14 protein-coding genes are annotated in these 18,086 nt (G+C 71.8%); 5 read left to right on the top strand and 9 right to left on the bottom strand.

Features of this window, described 5'->3' with window-relative positions:
• Nucleotides 1-5: 5 nt before the first annotated feature.
• Together AC069K_RS18895 and AC069K_RS18890 are read right to left on the bottom strand one after the other, a co-directional pair.
• Nucleotides 6-3,326, bottom strand: a complete 3,321-nt coding sequence (locus AC069K_RS18895; RefSeq protein ID WP_478617601.1) for a S8 family serine peptidase — start codon at nt 3,324-3,326, stop codon at nt 6-8.
• A 157-nt stretch (nt 3,327-3,483) separates the two neighbouring features.
• Nucleotides 3,484-4,026, bottom strand: a complete 543-nt coding sequence (locus AC069K_RS18890) for a CGNR zinc finger domain-containing protein (RefSeq protein WP_478617598.1) — start codon at nt 4,024-4,026, stop codon at nt 3,484-3,486.
• A 158-nt stretch (nt 4,027-4,184) separates the two neighbouring features.
• Here AC069K_RS18890 and AC069K_RS18885 point away from each other — a divergent pair, with 158 nt between their 5' ends.
• The 3 genes from AC069K_RS18885 to AC069K_RS18875 all read left to right on the top strand — a co-directional run bounded on the left by AC069K_RS18885 (nt 4,185) and on the right by AC069K_RS18875 (nt 6,979).
• Nucleotides 4,185-4,640, top strand: coding sequence for a VOC family protein (locus AC069K_RS18885; protein ID WP_365101079.1), 456 nt, complete (start codon nt 4,185-4,187; stop codon nt 4,638-4,640).
• Nucleotides 4,641-4,764: 124 nt separating this feature from the next.
• A complete protein-coding gene (locus tag AC069K_RS18880; protein ID WP_478617595.1) occupies nt 4,765-5,670 on the top strand; it encodes a pyridoxamine 5'-phosphate oxidase family protein in 906 nt (301 codons plus the stop codon).
• Nucleotides 5,671-5,788: 118 nt separating this feature from the next.
• Nucleotides 5,789-6,979 (top strand): serine hydrolase domain-containing protein, encoded by a 1,191-nt coding sequence (locus tag AC069K_RS18875; RefSeq protein WP_478617592.1) that lies wholly within the window; start codon nt 5,789-5,791, stop codon nt 6,977-6,979.
• Nucleotides 6,980-6,997: 18 nt separating this feature from the next.
• Here AC069K_RS18875 and AC069K_RS18870 read toward each other — a convergent pair whose 3' ends face one another.
• Together AC069K_RS18870 and pepN are read right to left on the bottom strand one after the other, a co-directional pair.
• Complete coding sequence (locus AC069K_RS18870) at nt 6,998-8,080, bottom strand: hypothetical protein (protein WP_478617589.1); 1,083 nt, start codon at nt 8,078-8,080, stop codon at nt 6,998-7,000.
• A gap of 136 nt (nt 8,081-8,216) precedes the next feature.
• Nucleotides 8,217-10,796: an aminopeptidase N gene (gene pepN / locus AC069K_RS18865; RefSeq protein ID WP_478617586.1), complete on the bottom strand. Its 2,580-nt coding sequence runs from the start codon at nt 10,794-10,796 to the stop codon at nt 8,217-8,219.
• A 136-nt stretch (nt 10,797-10,932) separates the two neighbouring features.
• On the opposite strand from pepN, the gene AC069K_RS18860 reads away from it, so the two are divergent.
• Nucleotides 10,933-11,595 (top strand): DsbA family oxidoreductase, encoded by a 663-nt coding sequence (locus AC069K_RS18860; RefSeq protein ID WP_478617583.1) that lies wholly within the window; start codon nt 10,933-10,935, stop codon nt 11,593-11,595.
• A gap of 67 nt (nt 11,596-11,662) precedes the next feature.
• Here the strand turns inward: AC069K_RS18860 and AC069K_RS18855 are convergent, their stop codons facing one another.
• The 4 genes from AC069K_RS18855 to AC069K_RS18840 all read right to left on the bottom strand — a co-directional run bounded on the left by AC069K_RS18855 (nt 11,663) and on the right by AC069K_RS18840 (nt 16,243).
• Nucleotides 11,663-12,196 (bottom strand): DUF4240 domain-containing protein, encoded by a 534-nt coding sequence (locus tag AC069K_RS18855; RefSeq protein ID WP_358831466.1) that lies wholly within the window; start codon nt 12,194-12,196, stop codon nt 11,663-11,665.
• 215 nt (nt 12,197-12,411) lie between these two features.
• Nucleotides 12,412-13,053 (bottom strand): superoxide dismutase, encoded by a 642-nt coding sequence (locus AC069K_RS18850; RefSeq protein ID WP_478617580.1) that lies wholly within the window; start codon nt 13,051-13,053, stop codon nt 12,412-12,414.
• Between the two features lie 158 nt (nt 13,054-13,211).
• Nucleotides 13,212-14,615: an amino acid permease gene (locus AC069K_RS18845; RefSeq protein ID WP_478617577.1), complete on the bottom strand. Its 1,404-nt coding sequence runs from the start codon at nt 14,613-14,615 to the stop codon at nt 13,212-13,214.
• Between the two features lie 182 nt (nt 14,616-14,797).
• Nucleotides 14,798-16,243, bottom strand: a complete 1,446-nt coding sequence (locus AC069K_RS18840; RefSeq protein WP_478617574.1) for an amino acid permease — start codon at nt 16,241-16,243, stop codon at nt 14,798-14,800.
• 279 nt (nt 16,244-16,522) lie between these two features.
• Between AC069K_RS18840 and AC069K_RS18835 the strand changes: the two genes are divergently transcribed.
• On the top strand, nt 16,523-17,125 hold the full coding sequence (locus AC069K_RS18835; RefSeq protein ID WP_365101062.1) for a biotin transporter BioY: 603 nt from the start codon (nt 16,523-16,525) through the stop codon (nt 17,123-17,125).
• Between the two features lie 128 nt (nt 17,126-17,253).
• On the opposite strand, the gene AC069K_RS18830 is transcribed toward AC069K_RS18835, so the two are convergent.
• Nucleotides 17,254-18,042: a hypothetical protein gene (locus tag AC069K_RS18830; protein WP_478617570.1), complete on the bottom strand. Its 789-nt coding sequence runs from the start codon at nt 18,040-18,042 to the stop codon at nt 17,254-17,256.
• Nucleotides 18,043-18,086 lie beyond the last annotated feature (44 nt).

The following is an 18,086-nucleotide window of genomic DNA, read 5'->3' as shown; positions in this document are numbered from 1 at the left end:
CTCCGTTACGGCGTGACCTTCTCGATCACGACGCTGCCGGTGCCCGCGGCCGTGCCGCGCGCGTTGACCAGCTTGACCTCGCCGAAGAACTGGCGTCCCTCGGGAGCCGCGCCGGCCACCACGACCTGCGCGGAGACGGCCGCCGTGGCGCCGGTGGCCAGCTTGACCGCCTTCGACTCGTCCACCTTGACGGCGCCGAGCGAGGGCGCGTAGTACACGTCACGGTAGTTGTACGTGGTCGAACCGGACGGGATGGCGTAGCCCGCGACCTGGATCGTGTAGGTGCCGGCGGCCGGCTTCACCAGGCTGACGGCCTCCTCGGAGTCGCCGTCCGCGGACGAGCCGACCTGCACGCCGTCCTTGAGGACCGCGAGGTCCAGGTCGGCCGCGGTGTCCGAGACGCCGCCGATGGCGACGTCGAGGCGCTCCACGCCCTCGCCGACGGTCAGCGTGGTCGTCTGGACCTCACCGGCCTTGATGGTCGGCTTGGCGACCTTCGCGGAGCCGAGCGAGCCGCCCTGGAGCTTGCCGTCGATGGCCGCGAACCCGTTGGTGACCTTCCACTCGACCGGGGCCGAGGTGCCGATCTTCGCCTCGGGCACGGTCTTCACGGCCGGGTCGAAGGTGGCGCCGAGCACCGCCACGTCCAGCTTGTACGGGTTGTCGAGGTACGGCGACGTACGGCGCGACTCGACCTCGATCTCCCACACACCGGCCTGCGGGTCCGCGTAGGAGCGCAGGTCCGGGCGGCACTTGTTGGCCGGGTTGTCGTAGTTCGGGTAGCAGTTGGGCGTCCCCGTCTCGTCGACCGGCACACCGTAGGGGTGGATCGCGATGAACCGGGTCTGGCTGCCCGAGCGCAGCGCGCCCATGGAGACCTCAAGGGCCTTGGCGCCCGCCGGGACGGTCACGAAGTACGACTTGGTGCTGTTGCGCTGCACCGAGGACGAGTCCGTGAAGGCGAAGCCCGAGGCCTTGGCCAGCGGCTTGGAGACGATCACGGTGGCGAGGATCTGCTGGTCCACGCCCTTGGTCCGCTTGTCGTTGACCTCCAGGATGGCGCTGTGCACGCCCGCCGACTTCGGCTGTGCCTGCACCTTGACCGTGACCGGCTTGTTCAGCTCCAGGGCGATCTCGTCCTTGCCCAGGATCGTGAAGGTGCCGTCGTTGTTCTTGAACGACAGCTTGTGCTTGACGGCCTTGTCCGGGCCCGTGGTGCGGGAGACCGTGACGTCGTAGGTCTTCTTCTCGCCCGCCTTGAGGCCGCCCTCGCGGTCGTAGATGCCGGTGCCGAAGCCCGGCGTCTTGAGCGCGAAGTCGAGCGCGGTCCTCACCGGCGCCTTGACGGTGTACTCGTGGGCCGTGGCGCCGTCCTGGATCGCGTCCCAGGCGTCGACGATGTCGATCAGGCCCGCGCCCTCGGCGTACGCCTGGGCGCCCTTGATGTGCTTGGCCGTCGACGTCAGCGCGGTGCGCAGGTCGGCCGGGGCCAGGTCCAGGTGCTTCTGCTTGGCGGCCGACAGCAGCAGGGCCGCGGCGCCGGTGGCCTGCGGCGAGGCCATCGAGGTGCCCTGGAGCATCGAGTAGCCGGCCGGCAGCGTGTAGCCCGACTCCTTGACCGGGGAGCCCGGCAGCCACGTCTGCGTGGTGTTGATCGCGGCACCCGGCGCCGACAGCGTCGGGGTGAAGCCGCCGTCCTCACGCGGACCGCGCGAGGAGAACGGCATCATGTCGTACTTCTTCGCCACGTTGGAGCCGTAGTTGGCGGCCCACGTCTGCTGCGAGATGCTGGCGCCGACCGAGATGACGTGGTCGGCCAGGCCCGGGTCGCCGATGGTGTTGAGGCCGGGGCCCGAGTTGCCGGCCGAGATGACCAGCTGGACGCCGTAGCTGTCGATCAGGCGCTTGTAGAGCTCGGCGCGCGCGTTGTTGCCGTCGTTGAGCGCCGGCAGTCCGCCGATCGACATGTTGACGATGTCGACGTGGCGGTTGGTGACCAGGTCGATCATGCCCTCGGTCAGCGCGATGTTGGTGCAACCGCCGGACCAGTTGCAGGCCCGCGAGGAGACGATCTTCGCGCCGGGGGCGGCGCCGCTCATCTTGCCGCCGAACAGGCCGTTGGCGGCGGTGATGCCCGCCACGTGGGTGCCGTGCTCGGACTCGATGACGCCGATGTTGACGTAGTCGGAGGTGTGCCCGGCCGCGTCGTACTTCACGTCCTTGCGGATCTCGACGGTGAACGGCATGCGCTCGACGACGTCGGTCACCGGGTTGTCGGTGCCGAAGTAGCCGACCTGGTAGCCGTCCTTGTACGGCTTCATGGCCTCGTCGTCGGTGAAGTCACCGTTGTTGTTGAGGTCCACCCGGACGGTCCCGGCGACCGGGTCGTAGAGCACGCCCCAGGTGTCGGTGGTGTCGCCGTCGCGGTTCACGTCGCCCTTGGCGTCGCCGCCCGCGGTGATCTTCTCCGAGAACAGGCTGACGTCGTAGCTGCCCGCCGGGGCCTTCCAGGTGCGGCCCTGGTAGGTGAACTCCGGTCCGGAGACGGCGGTGTTCATCCGGCGCCAGGTGCCGTCGGCGTCGGCGACCGGGTCGGTCGCGGTGACCCAGTCGACGATCTTGCGCTCGCCGGTGGTGGTCTTCTGGAGCGCCGGGTGGCCCAGGTCCACACCGGAGTCCAGGACGCCGATGGTGACGCCGCGGCCGTCGGCCTTGGGGTGCTGCTTGACGAAGTCGACCGCGCCCGTCTCGAAGGAGGGGTTGTACGGGTTCTTCGCGGGCGTGTCCTTGCCCGGCGCCGCGTACGAGCCCGAGAGCGACCGGCGCGGGGCGGCGGCGCCCTTGGCGCTGTCGGCCGACGGGGTCGGGTCGTCCAGCTGGATCTCCTGCTTGAGGTCGATCCCGTGGACGGAGGGCAGCTTGGCGGCGGCCTTCAGGGCGGACTCGGCACTGCCGGTGGGCAGGGTGGCCCGGACGTAGCCGAGCTTGTCGTCGGTCTTGCCGACGGTGGCGCCGGGCACCGCGTCGAGCTGGTGCGAGACGGCGCCGGTGGCGCCGGGGGCGGTGGCGACCATCACGGTGACGGTCTGCTCGCCCTTGGCCTGGGCCTCGGCGAGCCGCTGCTCGTCGGCGGCGCCGAGCTTGTCCGCCGGGGACTTCGCCGGCGTGGACTTCACCGGGGCGGGAGTGGGATCGGCCGTCTCCGCGGCGAAGACGGGGGCGGCGCCCGCGGTGATGAGCGCGGCCACCAGGCCTGCCGCGGCCGCTATGCGGGCCGTGCGTCTAGCGCCGGGTATGGCGCGCGGCGATTCGGAGGTCATCTGCATCCCTAATGGTCAGAAAGGGTCCGGAATACGGTGCCGGATGACCGCTGAGCATTTCCTATATGACGGTTGTTTGTGGAGAGTTGACCGAGCCCGGAATCGGACATGGCGGTATCCCGCCATACGCCATCGGGCGCAGGGCGGGGTGAAGCGGGGCGAATCAGCCCTCGCGGGTACGGGCGTAGTGACGGGACGCCTTCGCACGGTTGCCGCACCCGGCCATCGAGCACCAGCGGCGGCTGCCGTTCCGCGAGGTGTCGAAGAAGTGCAGGATGCACGCGTCATGGGCGCAGGCCCGGATCCGGTCCGGCGCGGTGCGCAGCAGATCGAGGTAGTCCCGCGCCGCCGTCCAGGCGGGCCCCCAGGCCGGATCGGCGAACTCGGCCCGCTCGCCCGGCCCTTCGGCGGACAGAGTGGCGCGAATGCGGCCGTGCTCCAGGACCGCGTCCAGATCCTCGGCCGCCGTCGGGTCGCCGGGGTTCTCCACCGCCCGCAGCAGTGCCTCGCGGGTCCGCAGCAGCGGACCGAGCGCGGCCGCGTCGGCGGGGAAGCGCGTGTTCAGGCCGGTGGCGGCGAGCCAGACGGCGAGTCCGTCGGTGCGGGCCAGCAGGTCCTGGCGCTCCCCGTCGTGCATCCAGCGCGTGTTCAGCAGGTCGAGGGAGACGGGCTCTCCGGTGAGCGGACGCGGATCGGGCGCGGACATCCCGGGCTCCTCCCGTGCGTGGGGCGTACGGCTGCGGCGTACGGCCGCGGCGCTAACCACTCAAGGTTACGTGACCGGTTGCATCCCACGCCTCTAACCCCTAATCTCGAAGTAAGGGGTTAGGGGCGACCTGGCCCCGCTCGGGAAAGGGGACCGCCATGACGGCGACCAGCACGTTCCGCACCGGCCACATCGGCCTCAATGTCACCGAGGTCGACCGCTCTCTCGCCTTCTACCGGGACCTCCTCGGCTTCGAGGTCCTGTCCGAGGGCAAGGAGGACGGCCGCCGCTTCGCCCTCCTCGGCCGCGCGGGGCGGCTCTCGCTCACCCTGTGGCAGCAGGCCGGCGACGGCTTCGCCCCGGACCGCGCCGGGCTGCACCACCTCGCCTTCGAGGTCGACACGATCGACGAGGTGAAGGCGTACGAGAGCGAACTGCGGGCGCACGGCGTGCAGTTCGCGTACGAGGGGATCGTCGCCCACCGTGAGGGCGCGGCCTCTGGGGGCATCTTCTTCCGCGACCCGGACGGAATCCGTTTGGAGATCTCCTCGCCGCTGGGCGCGGAGACGGCGCCCGCGCCGGTCGCCGCGGCTCCCACATGCGGTTTCTTCTAGTCCGGTAGCTGTCCGTGGCTGGTCGCGCCCGCGCGGCGGAGCCGCGAAGGCCGCGGCCCCGCGCCCCTTGAGGGCGCCGCGCCGGCCTTCCCCGACCGCACAGAAGAAGGAGGAGGACACCCCCATGGCCGCGCCCACCCCGTACCACCCCGGCTCCCGGGCCGTGCAGGACCGCGTCGGCGTCCGGGAAGCCGCCGACCACGTCGGGCGCGCCATCGGGCCCGGCATCCGCCCGGTCGCCGCCGCCTTCCTCGAACTCCAGCCGATGCTGGTGCTCGGGGCGGCGGACGGCGGCGGCCGGATATGGGCCTCGCTGCTCACCGGGCGCCCCGGCTTCGTCCGGGCCACCGGGCCGCACCAGATCTCGGTGACCGGCCACCCCGCCGCCACCGACCCGCTCGCCGGGGCGCTCACGGCCACCGGGACCCGCGTGGGCACGATCGCGCTGGACCCGCGCACCCGGCGCCGGATGCGGCTCAACGGCGCGGCCCGCCCGACCCCGCGCGGCCTCGCCGTCGAGGCCGAGCAGGTCTTCTCGAACTGCCCCAAGTACCTCCAGCGCCGCGAGCTGGAGGAATACGTCGAGGAGACCGCGCGGACCGAGCGGCCCGCCCCGGCCGGTGCGGTGCGGCGCGGCGACCGGCTCGTCCCCGGCCAGGAGGAGTTCGTCCGCGCCGCCGACACCTTCTTCGTCGCCACGACCGGGCCCGACGGGGTGGACGCCAGCCACCGGGGCGGCAACCCCGGCTTCGTCCGCGTCACTTCCTCCACCACGCTGGAGTGGCGCGACTACCCCGGCAACTCCATGTTCCTCACCCTCGGCAACCTGGAGGCCGACCCGCGCGCCGGACTGCTCTTCGTGGACTGGGCGCACGGCGGCACGCTCCAGCTCTCGGGCACGGCCCGGACCGTGTACGCGGCGGGGGAGCGCACGCTCCGTTTCACGCTGGAGCGGACGGTCTGGTCCGAGGGGGCGAGCCCGCTGCGCTGGTCCGCGCCCGACTACTCGCCCGCCAACCCGCCCCGCTGAGCGGCGATTCGGCCGGAACTCGCTCAACCCCGCCCGAGCCGGGCAACTCCCCGTGCCGCGGCCGGGTCCTGTCCGCCGACGGGGCCGTTCCGGGCGCCGCGGACGACAGGGAGAGCGCATGTCGGTACGTACGGGCAGGAGCGTCAGGACCGCCGCCCTAGGGATGGCCGTCGCCGCCGGGATCACCGCGACCGTGTGCGTGGCCCCGGCCTCCGCACGGCAGGCGCCGCCCGCGCCGCCCCACCGGGCCACCCAGCAGGCCATGGACGCGGCCGTGGCGGACGGGGTGCCGGGGGTGGTCGGCAGGGCCGAGGACGGCGGACGCGCCTGGAACGGGGACGCGGGCGTCGCCGATCTGCGCACCGGCCGCGAGCGGCGCGCCGAGGACCGCTACCGGATCGGCTCGCTCACCAAGACGTTCGTGGCCACCGTCGTCCTCCAGCTCGAAGCCGAGGGCCGGCTGAGCCTGGACGACACCGTGGACCACTGGCTGCCGGGCGTGGTGCGGGGCCACGGCCACGACGGCACGAGGATCACCCTGCGCCAACTCCTCAACCACACCAGCGGCATCTACAGCTACACCGAGGACGAGGACTTCGGGCAGCGCGTCTTCGGCACCGACTTCCTGCGGCACCGCTACGACACCTACACCCCGCGGCAGTTGTCCGACATCGCGATGAAGCACGCCCCGGACTTCGCGCCGGGCGCCTCCTGGCACTACTCCAACACCAACTTCATCCTGGCCGGGATGGTGATCGAGAAGGCCACCGGCCACTCCTACGCCACCGAGATCGAACGCCGCGTCCTGCGCCCGCTGGGTCTGCGCGCCACCTCGCTGCCCGGCACCGACGCCCGGATGCCGAAGCCCAGCGGCCGGGCCTACTCCAAGCTGTCCGCGAAGACGACCGGCAGGACCTACGACGTGACCGCGCTCAACCCGTCGATGGGGGGCTCGGCCGGGGAGATGGTGTCGGACTCCGCCGATCTCAACCGCTTCTACCGGGCGCTGCTCACCGGCAAGCTGCTGCCGCGCCGCCAGCTGGCGGAGATGACCACCACCGTCCCCGTCGGCCCCGACCACCCCGAAGGCCGCTACGGACTGGGTCTGATGACGACCACACTGCCCTGCGGCGTCGCGGTCTGGGGCCACGACGGCGGCATCCACGGCTCCTCGTCGATGGCGCTCACGACGAAGGACGGGCGCCACTCGCTGGCGTTCAACTTCAACAACGACTGGTCGGGCGACGGCTTGGCGGTGGTGAACGCCGAGTTCTGCGGCACGGCGCCCACGGCGAAACCCGTGAAGTGAGGGTGTGGCGCCTGCCCGTCACTGGGGGAGCACCACCACGTACGCGGCCGGCTCCCGGTCCACCGACGCCATCAGGGCGGTGCGGACCACGGTCGCCTGCTGCTCCATCGCCTCGCGCAGCTTCCTGGGCGTGAGGTGGACGACGGTGATCCCCAGCCGCTCCAGCGTCTCGCGCTTGCGGGCGTACTCGCTCCACAGGTCGTCCTCGGCCCCCTCCTCGCGCCGCCGGCCCTGGCGCGGCGCCCGGGTGTCGAGCTCGACCGCCACCGCCTGGTCCGGCCAGTACGCGTCCACGCCCCCGATGTGCGGCCCGCCCGGCAGCCGCAGGTCCACGTTCCACAGCGGGTCGGGCAGGTCGTGGACGCGCACCATCTCGTAGAGGCGGTTCTCGGCGATGGCCCGGCCCTCGGCGAGCAGCGAGTCCACCGCGTCCACCACATGGGCCCGCGTCAGCAGCCGCGCCCGCGTCAACTCCCGGACCAGGGCGGCCGGTTCGCAGTGCCCGCCGCGTACGGCCTCGGTGAGCAGCCGGCGTACCGCCTGGGCGTCGGTCAGCTCGGCCACCGCGTCCGCCAGGGCCCTGGGCACCGGCGCCACCGGCACCCCGGCCACCGGCTCCGGCACCGGCATCACCTGCGCCCGCACCAGCCGGACGCAGCCGGTCGAGCGCAGCCGCCGGGTGCGCGGCACCAGTACGTCGATGTGGTCCAGGGAGAGCAGCGGGGGAGCGGAGGAGAAGCGGTGCAGGGCGAGCGCGGCGAGGCCGGTGACGACGGCCTCGACGGGTGCGGCGTGCGCCTGGCCCTGGACGGGGACCGCCTTGGCGCGCTCGGGGGCGGGGCGCCCCGCGTACAGCAGGGCCGCGTGCAGCCGCTCCTCGCTGGTGGGCGGCCCCGGGTGCAACACGTAGACGCCGGGCAGCAGTTGCTGCCAGGGGCCGCCGGGGCGGCACTGGGCGGCGGCGGTGGCGGCCGGGACGCCGTGGGCGCGCAGCTGGGCGGCGGAGTAGACGCGGCGCTGCACGCCGGTGAGGTGGCTGAGCGGGCGCGGGGAGAGCGGGGAGGGGGTCTCGCCGCCGAAGGTCGGGGTGTTGTGGTTCATGCCGGGGGGTTTTCCGCGCCCGGAGCGGCCCGTAACCGCTGTTACACGCTCGTCGACAATTCCGGACAAGCCCGTCCTAAAGTACGGGCGTTCGAGTGCCGATCAGGGGGCCCGGCGCCGGGCCCCCCGATCCGGCTCAGCGGGCGCCCGCGGCCGCGTCGCAGGCCTGGCCGCGCAGGGTGCGGGCCAGGTCGTCACGGGCCTCCAGGACCAGCCGGCGCAGTGCCGGGGCCGCGTCCTGGTGCGCGGCCAGCCATTCGTCCGTGGAATCGAGCGTCGTACGGTTGTCCCGCAGGCTCGGGAAGAGCCCGCGCACCACGTCCATGCCGATCTGGATGGACCGCTCGGTCCACAGGCGTTCGATCACCTCGAAGTACTTCGGCGCGTACGGAGCGATCAGCTCGCGCTGCGAGGGCTGGGCGAAGCCCGCGATGGTGGCCTCCACCAGCGCGTTCGACAGCGCGTCCGACTCCACGACCTGCGCCCAGGCCTGCGCCTTGACCGCCGCCGAGGGCCGGGCCGCCAGGCACCGCACCTGGTGGCGCTTGCCGGAGGCGGTGTCGTCACGGGCGAGCTCGGCGCCGATCACCGACTCGTCCGCCCGGCCGTGCGCGGCCAGCGGCTCCAGGAGCACCCAGCGCAGCTCCTGGTCGACCTCCAGCCCGTCGATCTTCGCCGTCCCTTCGAGGAGCCCCTCCAGGAGCTGGAAGTCGGCGTCGGTGGTCGCCGTGGAGGCGAAGAAACGGGCCCAGGCCAGCTGGTGCTCGCTGCCGGGGGACGCGATCCGCAGCTCGCGCAGCGCGCCCTCGGCCAGCAGCCGCCCGCCCTGCTCGCGCCACTCGGGCGCCGCGTAGTGGGTGTGCGCCGAGCGGGTCCAGGTGTGCAGCATCTGGAGCACGCCGATGTCCGTCTCGCGCCCGGCGTGGGCGAGGACCAGGTCGACGAAGTCGCGCGCCGGCATCAGCGCGTCCCGCGTCAGGTTCCACAGCGCCGACCAGCACAGGGCGCGGGCCAGCGGGTCCGTGAGGTCGCCGAGGTGGGCCCGCAGGGTGGTGAGCGAGACCTCGTCGAAGCGGATCTTGCAGTACGTGAGGTCGTCGTCGTTGACGAGGACCAGCTCGGGCCGCTCGGCCCCGGCCAGCTCCGCCACCACCGTGCGCGGCCCGTCCACGTCGACCTCGGCGCGCGCGTACCGCACGAGGGCGCCCGCCTCGGAGCGGTAGAGACCGACCGCCACGCGGTGCGGGCGCAGGGCGGGGTGGCTCTCGACGGCCTCCTGGACCACCGCGAGCTCGGTGACGCGGTCGCCCGCGTCACAGGTGACCTGCGGGGTCAGGGAGTTGACGCCCGCCGTCTGGAGCCAGGACCGCGACCACGCGGCCATGTCGCGCCCGGAGACCTCCTCCAGCACCGCCAGGAGGTCGGCCAGGCGGGTGTTGCCGTAGGCGTGGCGCTTGAAGTAGCGCCGGGCGCCCTCCAGGAACGCCTCCCGCCCCACGTACGCCACCAGCTGCTTGAGGACCGAGGCGCCCTTGGCGTAGGTGATCCCGTCGAAGTTGAGCTTGGCGTCCTCCAGGTCGCGGATGTCGGCCGTGACCGGGTGGGTGGAGGGGAGCTGGTCCGCGCGGTACGCCCAGGACTTGCGGCCGTTGGCGAAGGTGATCCAGCCGTTGTCGAACCGGGTCGCCTCCACCTGCGAGAAGCTGCCCATGAAGTCGGCGAACGACTCCTTCAGCCACAGGTCGTCCCACCAGCTCATGGTGACCAGGTCGCCGAACCACATGTGCGCCATCTCGTGCAGGATGACGTTGGCGCGCCGCTCGTAGGCGGCCCGGGTCACCTTGCCGCGGAAGATGAACTCCTCGCGGAAGGTCACCAGGCCCGGGTTCTCCATCGCCCCGAGGTTGTACTCCGGCACGAAGGCCTGGTCGTACTTGCCGAACGGGTACGGGTAGTTGAACTGGTCGTGGAAGAAGTCCAGGCCCTGCTTGGTGACGAGGAAGACGTCGTCCGCGTCGAAGTGCCGGGCCAGGCCCTTGCGGCACATCGCGCCGAGCGGGATCTCCAGGGTGGTGCCGTCGTCGAGGGCGCGCGTGTAGGTGTCCGTCACGTAGTGGTACGGACCGGCGACCACACAGGTGATGTACGTGGAGATCGGCTTGGTCTCGGCGAACCGCCAGACGCCGTCCCCGGCCCGCTCGCCCTCGCCGTTGGACCACACCGTCCAGTCCTCGGGGGCCCGGACCTCGAAGCGGTAGGGGGCCTTGAGGTCGGGCTGCTCGAAGTTGGCGAAGACCCGGCGGGCGTCGGCCGGCTCGTACTGGGTGTAGAGGTAGACCTCGCCGTCCTCCGGGTCGACGAAGCGGTGCATGCCCTCGCCGGTCCGGCTGTACACGCAGTTCGCGTCGACCACCAGCACGTTCTCCGCGGCGAGGTCCGCCAGCGCCACCCGGGTGCCGTCGAAGACCTCGGCCACGTCCAGCGGCTTGCCGTTGAGGGTGACCGCGTTCACCGACGGGGCGACCAGGTCCGCGAAGGAGCCGGCGCCCGGCCGCGCGCAGCGGAACCGGATCGTGGTGAGCGAGCGGAAGGTCCGCGGCCCGTCCGGGGCGTCCCCGACCGCGGACCGCAGGTCGAGGGCGACCTCGTACCCGTCGACGGACAGCAGGTCGGCCCGTTCACGGGCCTCGTCGCGGGACAGATTCTCACCGGGCACGGGCACTCCTTCGTGTCTCGTTCGAACACCGCTGATCCTGCCATGCCCGCCCGGCCCCGGACACGCGGGAATGCGCCGGGCCGCTCGGGACGTTCTCCCCCGTGATCCACCCGGTGTTGCCCCGATGAGGAGAGACATGTCCCCGACCACGTCCCAGACCGGGAAGACCCCCGTCGACTTCTGGTTCGACCCGCTCTGTCCCTGGGCCTGGATGACGTCCCGCTGGATGCTGGAGGTCGAGAAGGTCCGTGACGTCGAGGTCCGCTGGCATGTGATGAGCCTGGGCGTCCTCAACGAGGACAGGCTGGACGAGCTGCCGGAGTCCTACCGCGACTTCCTGGTCAACCGCGCCTGGGGCCCGGTGAAGGTCGTCATGGCCGCGCGGCAGAAGCACGGCGAGGAGGTGCTGGGCAGGCTCTACACCGCGCTCGGCACCCGGATCCACAACCAGGACCTCGGCTCCGGCCGCGAGGTCCTGGAGGCCGCCCTGGAGGAGGCGGGCCTGCCCGCCGACCTCGCCGACTACGCCGAGGTCGACAACAGCGCCTACGAGTTCGACGCCGAGCTGCGCGCCTCCCACAAGGAGGGCATCGACAAGGTCGGCCAGGACGTCGGCACCCCGGTCATCGCCGTGCCCGGCGCGGACGGCGAGCAGATAGCCTTCTTCGGCCCGGTCGTCACCCCGGCGCCCAAGGGCGAGGCCGCCGCCCGCCTGTGGGACGGCACCCTCCTGGTCGCCTCCACCCCGGGCTTCTACGAGATCAAGCGCACCCGCACCCAGGGCCCCGTCTTCGACTGAGCACGGCCCCGGCCCCGGCAGCCCCGGCCCCCGCGAGCCGCCCGCTCGCGGGGGCCGGGCGCGCCCCTCACCCGTACAGCGCGGCCAGGCGCGGCAGGCGCCTCGCCATCTCCCCCAGGTCGTCGAAGTCGAAGTCCCAGCCGGGGTCCAGCTCCGGGTAGCGGATCGTGAAGCTGTCGCCGGGCAGCTTCTCGCCGGTCGCGGCCAGATGCGCGTTCCAGGCGATGGCGAGCGCCTCCTCGCACTCCACCTCCCAGCCCTCCACCGCCGCGTCCCGCACGGCCGCCACGCCCGCGAGACCGTCCGGGTCGGCCACCGCCGCGTCGAACACCTCGCGCCCCTGCGCGATCAGCCAGCCCCGGAAGTAGTCGAATCCGTCGTCCGAGCACCCGCCGTTGATCGTGTACGCCGCGGCCCAGAGCGGCTGGCGGTAGGAGGCGGCCATCAGGTCCCAGAAGACCTGCTGGAACGCCACTATCTCGTCGGCCGGCCGGGCCGCGAGCAGGGCCGCGGCCCGCGCCGCGACCGCCTCGGCGTCGGCCGCGTGTGCCACCTGCGCGCGGGCGTCGTCGATGAGCGTCCAGAACTCCTGTGTGTCCATGGCCCTGAGCATGGCATCCGGCACTGACAACGGCCCCGGCGCGAAAGGGTGAAGGACCGGCGCACCGCACCCGCGCGCCGGGGCGAAAGCACCGGTGAGCGGCGTGGCGCACAGCGAACGGCCCCCGCGAGTCACGTCCTCGCGGGGGCCGTCCGTCTTTCCGCCCGCACGTGAAAGGTGAGAAGACGATCACGAGCAGGACGATCGCGGGGTCCCTACGGGACCAGCAGCAGGGTGTTGCCGGCGTCCTTGGCGGTGGCGTAACGCTTCGCCACGTCCTGCCAGTTGACGACGCGCCACATCGCCTCGATGAAGTCCACCTTCTGGTTCTTGTACTGGAGGTAGAAGGCGTGCTCCCAGGCGTCGAAGACCAGGATCGGGGTGGAGCCCTGGCCGACGTTGCCCTGGTGGTCGTAGACCTGCTCGACGACGAGACGGCCGCTGACCGGCTCGTACGCGAGGACGCCCCAGCCCGAACCCTGCGTCGTCGCCGCCGCCTTGGTCAGCTGGGTCTTGAACTTGGCGAAGGAGCCGAAGGACTCGGCGATGGCGTCCGCCAGCTCGCCCACGCCGTCCTTCTCCAGCGGCTCGCCGCCGCCGTCACCGGTCATGTTGTGCCAGTAGATCGAGTGCAGGATGTGGCCGGAGAGGTGGAACGCGAGGTTCTTCTCCAGGCCGTTGACCGCGCCCCAGGCGTCCTTGTCGCGGGCCTCCGCGAGCTGCTCCAGGGTGTCGTTCGCGCCCTTCACATACGCCGCGTGGTGCTTGTCGTGGTGCAGCTCGATGATCTCCGGGCTGATGACGGGTTCGAGCGCGGCGTAGTCGTACGGAAGTTCAGGAAGCGTGTAAATGGCCATGTCCGAAGCCCCTCCGACTGCTTGTTGCAACTGATGTGCAAGTGCACGCTACCAGCAGGTATGCGGGGTGCGCAGCTCAGGGGCACCTCAGCAAAAAGCCCTGCGTCCGCAGGTCTAGGACCTGTGGACGCAGGGCTCTTCGGGAAGAGGCGGTGGGATCAGAGGGCCCGGCGGGCCGCCGTCCGCTGCCGGACGTAGCCGAGCACGGCCAGGACGGCCGTCAGCACGCCCGTCGCCATCAGCTGGTCACGCGTGTCGGACTGGCGCGCCATCAGGACGAAGATCGCGGCCATCGCGGCGAGCGCCACCCAGGTCAGCCCCGGGTACAGCCACATCCGCACCACCAGCTTCTCCGGCGTCTCGCGCTCGGTGCGCCGGCGCAGCAGCAGCTGGGAGACGGCGATGAAGATCCAGACCACCAGGATCACCGCGCCGATCATGTTCAGCAGCCAGGGGAAGACGTCGTCCGGCCGCCAGTAGCTCAGCAGCACGCACCCGAAGCCGAAGACCGAGGAGCACAGCACCCCGACGCGCGGCACGCCACCGGAGATCCGCCCGAGCGCCTTGGGGCCCTGGTCCCGCTCGACCAGCGAGTACGCCATGCGCGAGGCGCCGTAGATGTTGGCGTTCATCGCGGAGAGCAGGGCCACCAGGACGACCACGTTCATGATCTGCCCGGCGCCGTCGATGCCGAGGTGGTCGAGGGCCGCCACGTACGGGCCCTTCGCCACCACGGTCTTGTCGTTCCACGGCACCAGCGTGACGATGACCGCCATCGAGCCGATGTAGAAGACCGCGATGCGCCACATCGCCGTACGCACCGCGCGGGCCACGCCCTGCACCGGCTTCTCGGACTCGGCCGCGGCGATCGTCACCGTCTCCAGGCCGCCGTACGCGAAGACGGAGGCGAGCAGGCCGAGCACCAGGCCCTCGGAGCCGTTGGGCAGGAACCCGCCCTCGCCGGTGAGGTTGGAGGTGCCGGGGGCGGGGGTGTCGGGCAGCACGCCGAGGATGGCGAGCAGGCCGAGGACGAGGAAGAGCGTGATGGCCGCGACCTTGAGCGCGGCGAACCAGAACTCGAACTCGCCGAAGTTCTTCACGGCCGCGAGGTTGGTGGCGGTGAACACCAGCATGAAGAGCGCGACCCAGGCCCACTCCGGCGTACCGGGCAGCCAGACCGTGACGATCTTCGCGGCGCCGATGCCCTCCAGGCCGACCGCCACACAGAGCAGCACCCAGAACGACCAGCCGGCGGTGAAGCCGGCCCAGGGGCCGATGGCCCGCTCGGCGTGGACGGAGAAGGAGCCGGAGGCGGGGTTGGCCGCCGACATCTCGCCCAGCATGCGCATCACCAGCATGACGAGGGCGCCGGATATGCCGTAGGCGAGGACGATCGAGGGCCCCGCGGCGGCGATGCCCGCGCCGGAGCCGACGAAGAGCCCGGCGCCGATGACGCCGCCGAGGGCGATCATCGAGAGATGGCGCTGCTTGAGACCGTGGGTGAGAGGGGAGTCGACCTTCGGCGGGGCGTCGGTCGTCGCGGGCACGTTTGTCCGGGACATGGGCAGGCCCTGTTCAGTAGCTGAGACGGGGGGCGGGAGCCACAGTCTGGAGGCGGCCCCGCTCAGAGGGAACACCAGACCGCTATCCGGACACTCGACTCACACAGCGTGAAGCCCTGCGCACAAGTCGCACACGGAATGCACACCTCCGGCTTCGTGGGTCCCGCCAAACCCGCCCGTAACTACCGACCTGACGCTCGGTCGGCCGACGGACCGCCGGACTCCGCCGCCCGCGTCCGCCACTCCCGTACGACGGCGACCAGCAGCACCGCCGCCGTCGCACCCGCCGACCACAGCACCTGGGGCCGGGCCCCGTCGTCGAAGAGCATCAGCACCAGCACGGCCGCCATCGCCGCGAGCGCCGCCCAGGTCAGATACGGGAAGCCCCACATCCGCAGGGTCAGCCGCTCCGGTGCCTCGCGCTCGATCCGCCGGCGCAGCCGCAGCTGGGAAACGGCGATCAGCCCCCAGACGAACAGCAGCACCGCGCCGACCGCGTTGAGCATGTAGAGGAAGACCGAGTCGGGCCACTTCAGATTGAGCAGCACCGAGACGAACCCGAAGGCCACCGACGCCAGCACCGCCCGCCGCGGCACACCGCCCCCCGCCACCTTCAGCAGCCCCTTCGGCGCCTCGCCGCGCTCGGCCAGCGAGAAGACCATCCGGGACGAGCCGTAGAGATTGGCGTTCAGCGCCGAGAGCAGCGCCACGAACACCACGACGTTCATGATCTGCCCGGCGCCCGGGACGCCGATCGAGTCGAGCACGGCGACGTACGGGCTGTGCCCCGGCCGCATCGACGTCCACGGCAGCAGGGTCACGATCACCAGCATCGAGCCCACATAGAAGAAGAGGATGCGCCACACCGCGCTGCGCACCGCGCGCCCGACCGCGCGCACCGGGTCGTCCGACTCGGCCGCCGCGATGGTGACGACCTCCAGACCGCCGAAGGCGAAGATCACCGCGAGGACGCCGGAGACCACGCCGTCCCAGCCGGCGGGGAGGAAGCCGCCCTGCCCGGTCAGGTTGGCGAACCCGACCGGATCGGTGTCCGGCAGCACCCCGAAGACCGCCAGCAGACCCAGGATCAGGAACAGCACGATCGCGCCGACCTTGAGCGTGGCGAACCAGAACTCGAACTCGCCGAAGTTCCTCACGGCCGCCAGGTTGGCCACGGTGAACACCACCATGAACACCAGTACCCAGGCCCACTGCGGCATCCCCGGCACCCACCCATGGGCGATCTGCGCCGCGCCGGTCGCCTCCACGGCGAGCACGACGACGAGCAGGAACCAGTACAGCCAGCCCACGCTGAACCCGGCCCACCGCCCCAGCGCCCGCTCGGCGTGCACGGAGAACGACCCCGAGGCCGGCATGGCCGACGACATCTCCCCGAGCATCCGCATCACCAGCATCGCGATGGCGCCCGCGAGGAGATACGAGACGACGATCCCCGGCCCCGCCACCGCGATCCCGGCGCCCGACCCCACGAAGAGCCCGGCGCCGATCACCCCGCCCAGGCCCAGCATGGTCAGATGGCGCTGCTTCAGCCCGTGGGACAGCGGCTCGGGGTCCACCGAGGCGGTGTCGGCGGCGGTGGCCCCGGCCGTGGTCTTGCCGTCGTGCATGGCGCTCGTTCTCTCGGATCAGCAACTGATCGTTTATGGGGAACCTACAGTCTCCCCGAGCCCGCGCCGGATCCGCAAAACCGCACGTACTCCTCATCGGTGCAGTGACGAGGGTCACCCCGTCGGACGGAAGCAGTCCGGCCTTTGTGCGATCTCCACCAAGGCCCCAACCGCCGCTTTGTGGGCCGCTGATGGTGATCCAGTGAGAATCCCTCGGCTAACGTCACCGTGTCCCTTGCATGTATCTCGCTGCCCGTCCCCGATCCCGCGGAGCCCACGATGGCCACGACCACTGTCACTGCCCCTGCCGCACCCCGTACCGGGGGAACCGGAAAGGTCCTCGCCGACCTGCTGCCCGGCGCCCGCACCCGGGACGCCGTCCTGGTCCTCGGCGGTGCGGCCCTCACCGGCCTCGCGGCCCAGATCGCGGTGCCCGTCCCCGGCTCCCCGGTCCCCGTCACCGGCCAGACCTTCGCCGCGCTGCTGGTCGGCACCGCGCTCGGCGCCCGCCGCGGCTTCCTCTCGCTCGGGCTGTACGCGCTGATCGGCACGGCCGGGATGCCCTGGTTCGCGAACGGCACCTCGGGCGCGGGCGGCGCGTCCTTCGGCTACGTCCTGGGCATGCTGCTCGCCTCCACGGTGGTGGGCGCGCTGGCCCGCCGCGGCGGCGACCGCTCGGTCCTGCGCACGGCGGGCACCATGGTGCTGGGCTCGGCGATCATCTACGCGGTGGGCGTGCCGTACCTGGCGGCCTCGGCGGACGTGTCCCTGACGCGCGCGGTGGCGCTGGGCCTGACGCCGTTCCTGCTCGGGGACGCGCTGAAGGCGGCGCTGGCGATGGGGGCGCTGCCGACGGCGTGGAAGTTCGTGGGCCGCAAGTAGCGGTACGGCGGAAGCCGGTACGGTACGGACCGGTACGGCTGAGACCAGTACGACGCAGAGGGCCCGGCCGCGCGAGATGCGCGCCCGGGCCCTCCGTACGTCCGCGTCCGCGTCCGTGTCCTCGTCCCCTAATGCATACGCCTGCGGTGGTGCTGGCGGGTGTGGGCCCACCAGATGCCGGTGGTGCCGACGAAGAGGAGCAGGCAGGCGGCGGCGAGCAGCGGAAGGATGCCGTCGTTGACGCCGGTCCTGGGCAGTTGGGACGGCGCGGCCGGGGCGGGGGTGCCGGGCGCGGCCGGGGCGGGGCTCGCGGAGCCTGCGGGCGGCGCGGCCGGGACGTTGTCGGTGCCGAGCAGCAGCGGGGTGTCGGGGGCGTTGGGGGTCGGCTTGGTCGTACCGAAGGGGACCGGGCCCTGCTGCCACAGCAGTTTCCCGCCGGTGCCTTCGGCGCCCTCGGTGACGGGCAGGCAGATCTTCCCGGTCCTGTTCAGATCGTAAGTGGCCGCGACGTCATACGTTTTGTCGGCGCCGGCCCCAAGATTGTCGATGGCGCAGGCGAATCCGGTGTTGGTCCCCTTCGGCAGTTTCTTCTCGGGGACGGTGGCGCAGCCGTCGACGCCGGTGATCCGCATACCGTCGAGACCGAGAACGGTGAGGGTGATCCGGCCGGTGTCCTTGGTGCCCTTGTTGAGAATCCTCGCGGTGAGCGTGGTCTTCCCGGAGGAATGGGTGACCTTGATTTCCTTCGGCAGCTCCGTGGAGATCTTGAGCTCGGCCGGAGCGCTGGGACCGGGCGATCCGCCCTGGTCACTGCCGGGTGTCGGATCCGCCGCATGGGCGGCCGCCCCGAAGGGCAATAACAACGCCCCGGCGAAGAGTCCGGCGGCCAGAGATCCCCAGTGTTTCTTCGAACGCATTTCCATCCCCCTCAGCCGAGTTGAACGGCCGACGTACTGAGAGC

This window comes from Streptomyces sp. NPDC043908, assembly GCF_056435525.1.
This window is presented reverse-complemented; position numbering and strand designations above follow the sequence as displayed.

Coding starts and splice junctions, on each gene's coding strand:
- AC069K_RS18890 (WP_478617598.1), bottom strand. CDS start 4,026: ATGTCCGCGCCCGATCCGCGTCCGCTCACCGGAGAGCCCGTCTCCCTC.
- AC069K_RS18895 (WP_478617601.1), bottom strand. CDS start 3,326: ATGCAGATGACCTCCGAATCGCCGCGCGCCATACCCGGCGCTAGACGC.
- AC069K_RS18880 (WP_478617595.1), top strand. CDS start 4,765: ATGGCCGCGCCCACCCCGTACCACCCCGGCTCCCGGGCCGTGCAGGAC.
- AC069K_RS18845 (WP_478617577.1), bottom strand. CDS start 14,615: ATGTCCCGGACAAACGTGCCCGCGACGACCGACGCCCCGCCGAAGGTC.
- AC069K_RS18840 (WP_478617574.1), bottom strand. CDS start 16,243: ATGCACGACGGCAAGACCACGGCCGGGGCCACCGCCGCCGACACCGCC.
- AC069K_RS18860 (WP_478617583.1), top strand. CDS start 10,933: ATGTCCCCGACCACGTCCCAGACCGGGAAGACCCCCGTCGACTTCTGG.
- AC069K_RS18870 (WP_478617589.1), bottom strand. CDS start 8,080: ATGAACCACAACACCCCGACCTTCGGCGGCGAGACCCCCTCCCCGCTC.
- AC069K_RS18835 (WP_365101062.1), top strand. CDS start 16,523: ATGGCCACGACCACTGTCACTGCCCCTGCCGCACCCCGTACCGGGGGA.
- AC069K_RS18830 (WP_478617570.1), bottom strand. CDS start 18,042: ATGCGTTCGAAGAAACACTGGGGATCTCTGGCCGCCGGACTCTTCGCC.
- AC069K_RS18875 (WP_478617592.1), top strand. CDS start 5,789: ATGTCGGTACGTACGGGCAGGAGCGTCAGGACCGCCGCCCTAGGGATG.
- AC069K_RS18850 (WP_478617580.1), bottom strand. CDS start 13,053: ATGGCCATTTACACGCTTCCTGAACTTCCGTACGACTACGCCGCGCTC.
- AC069K_RS18885 (WP_365101079.1), top strand. CDS start 4,185: ATGACGGCGACCAGCACGTTCCGCACCGGCCACATCGGCCTCAATGTC.
- AC069K_RS18855 (WP_358831466.1), bottom strand. CDS start 12,196: ATGGACACACAGGAGTTCTGGACGCTCATCGACGACGCCCGCGCGCAG.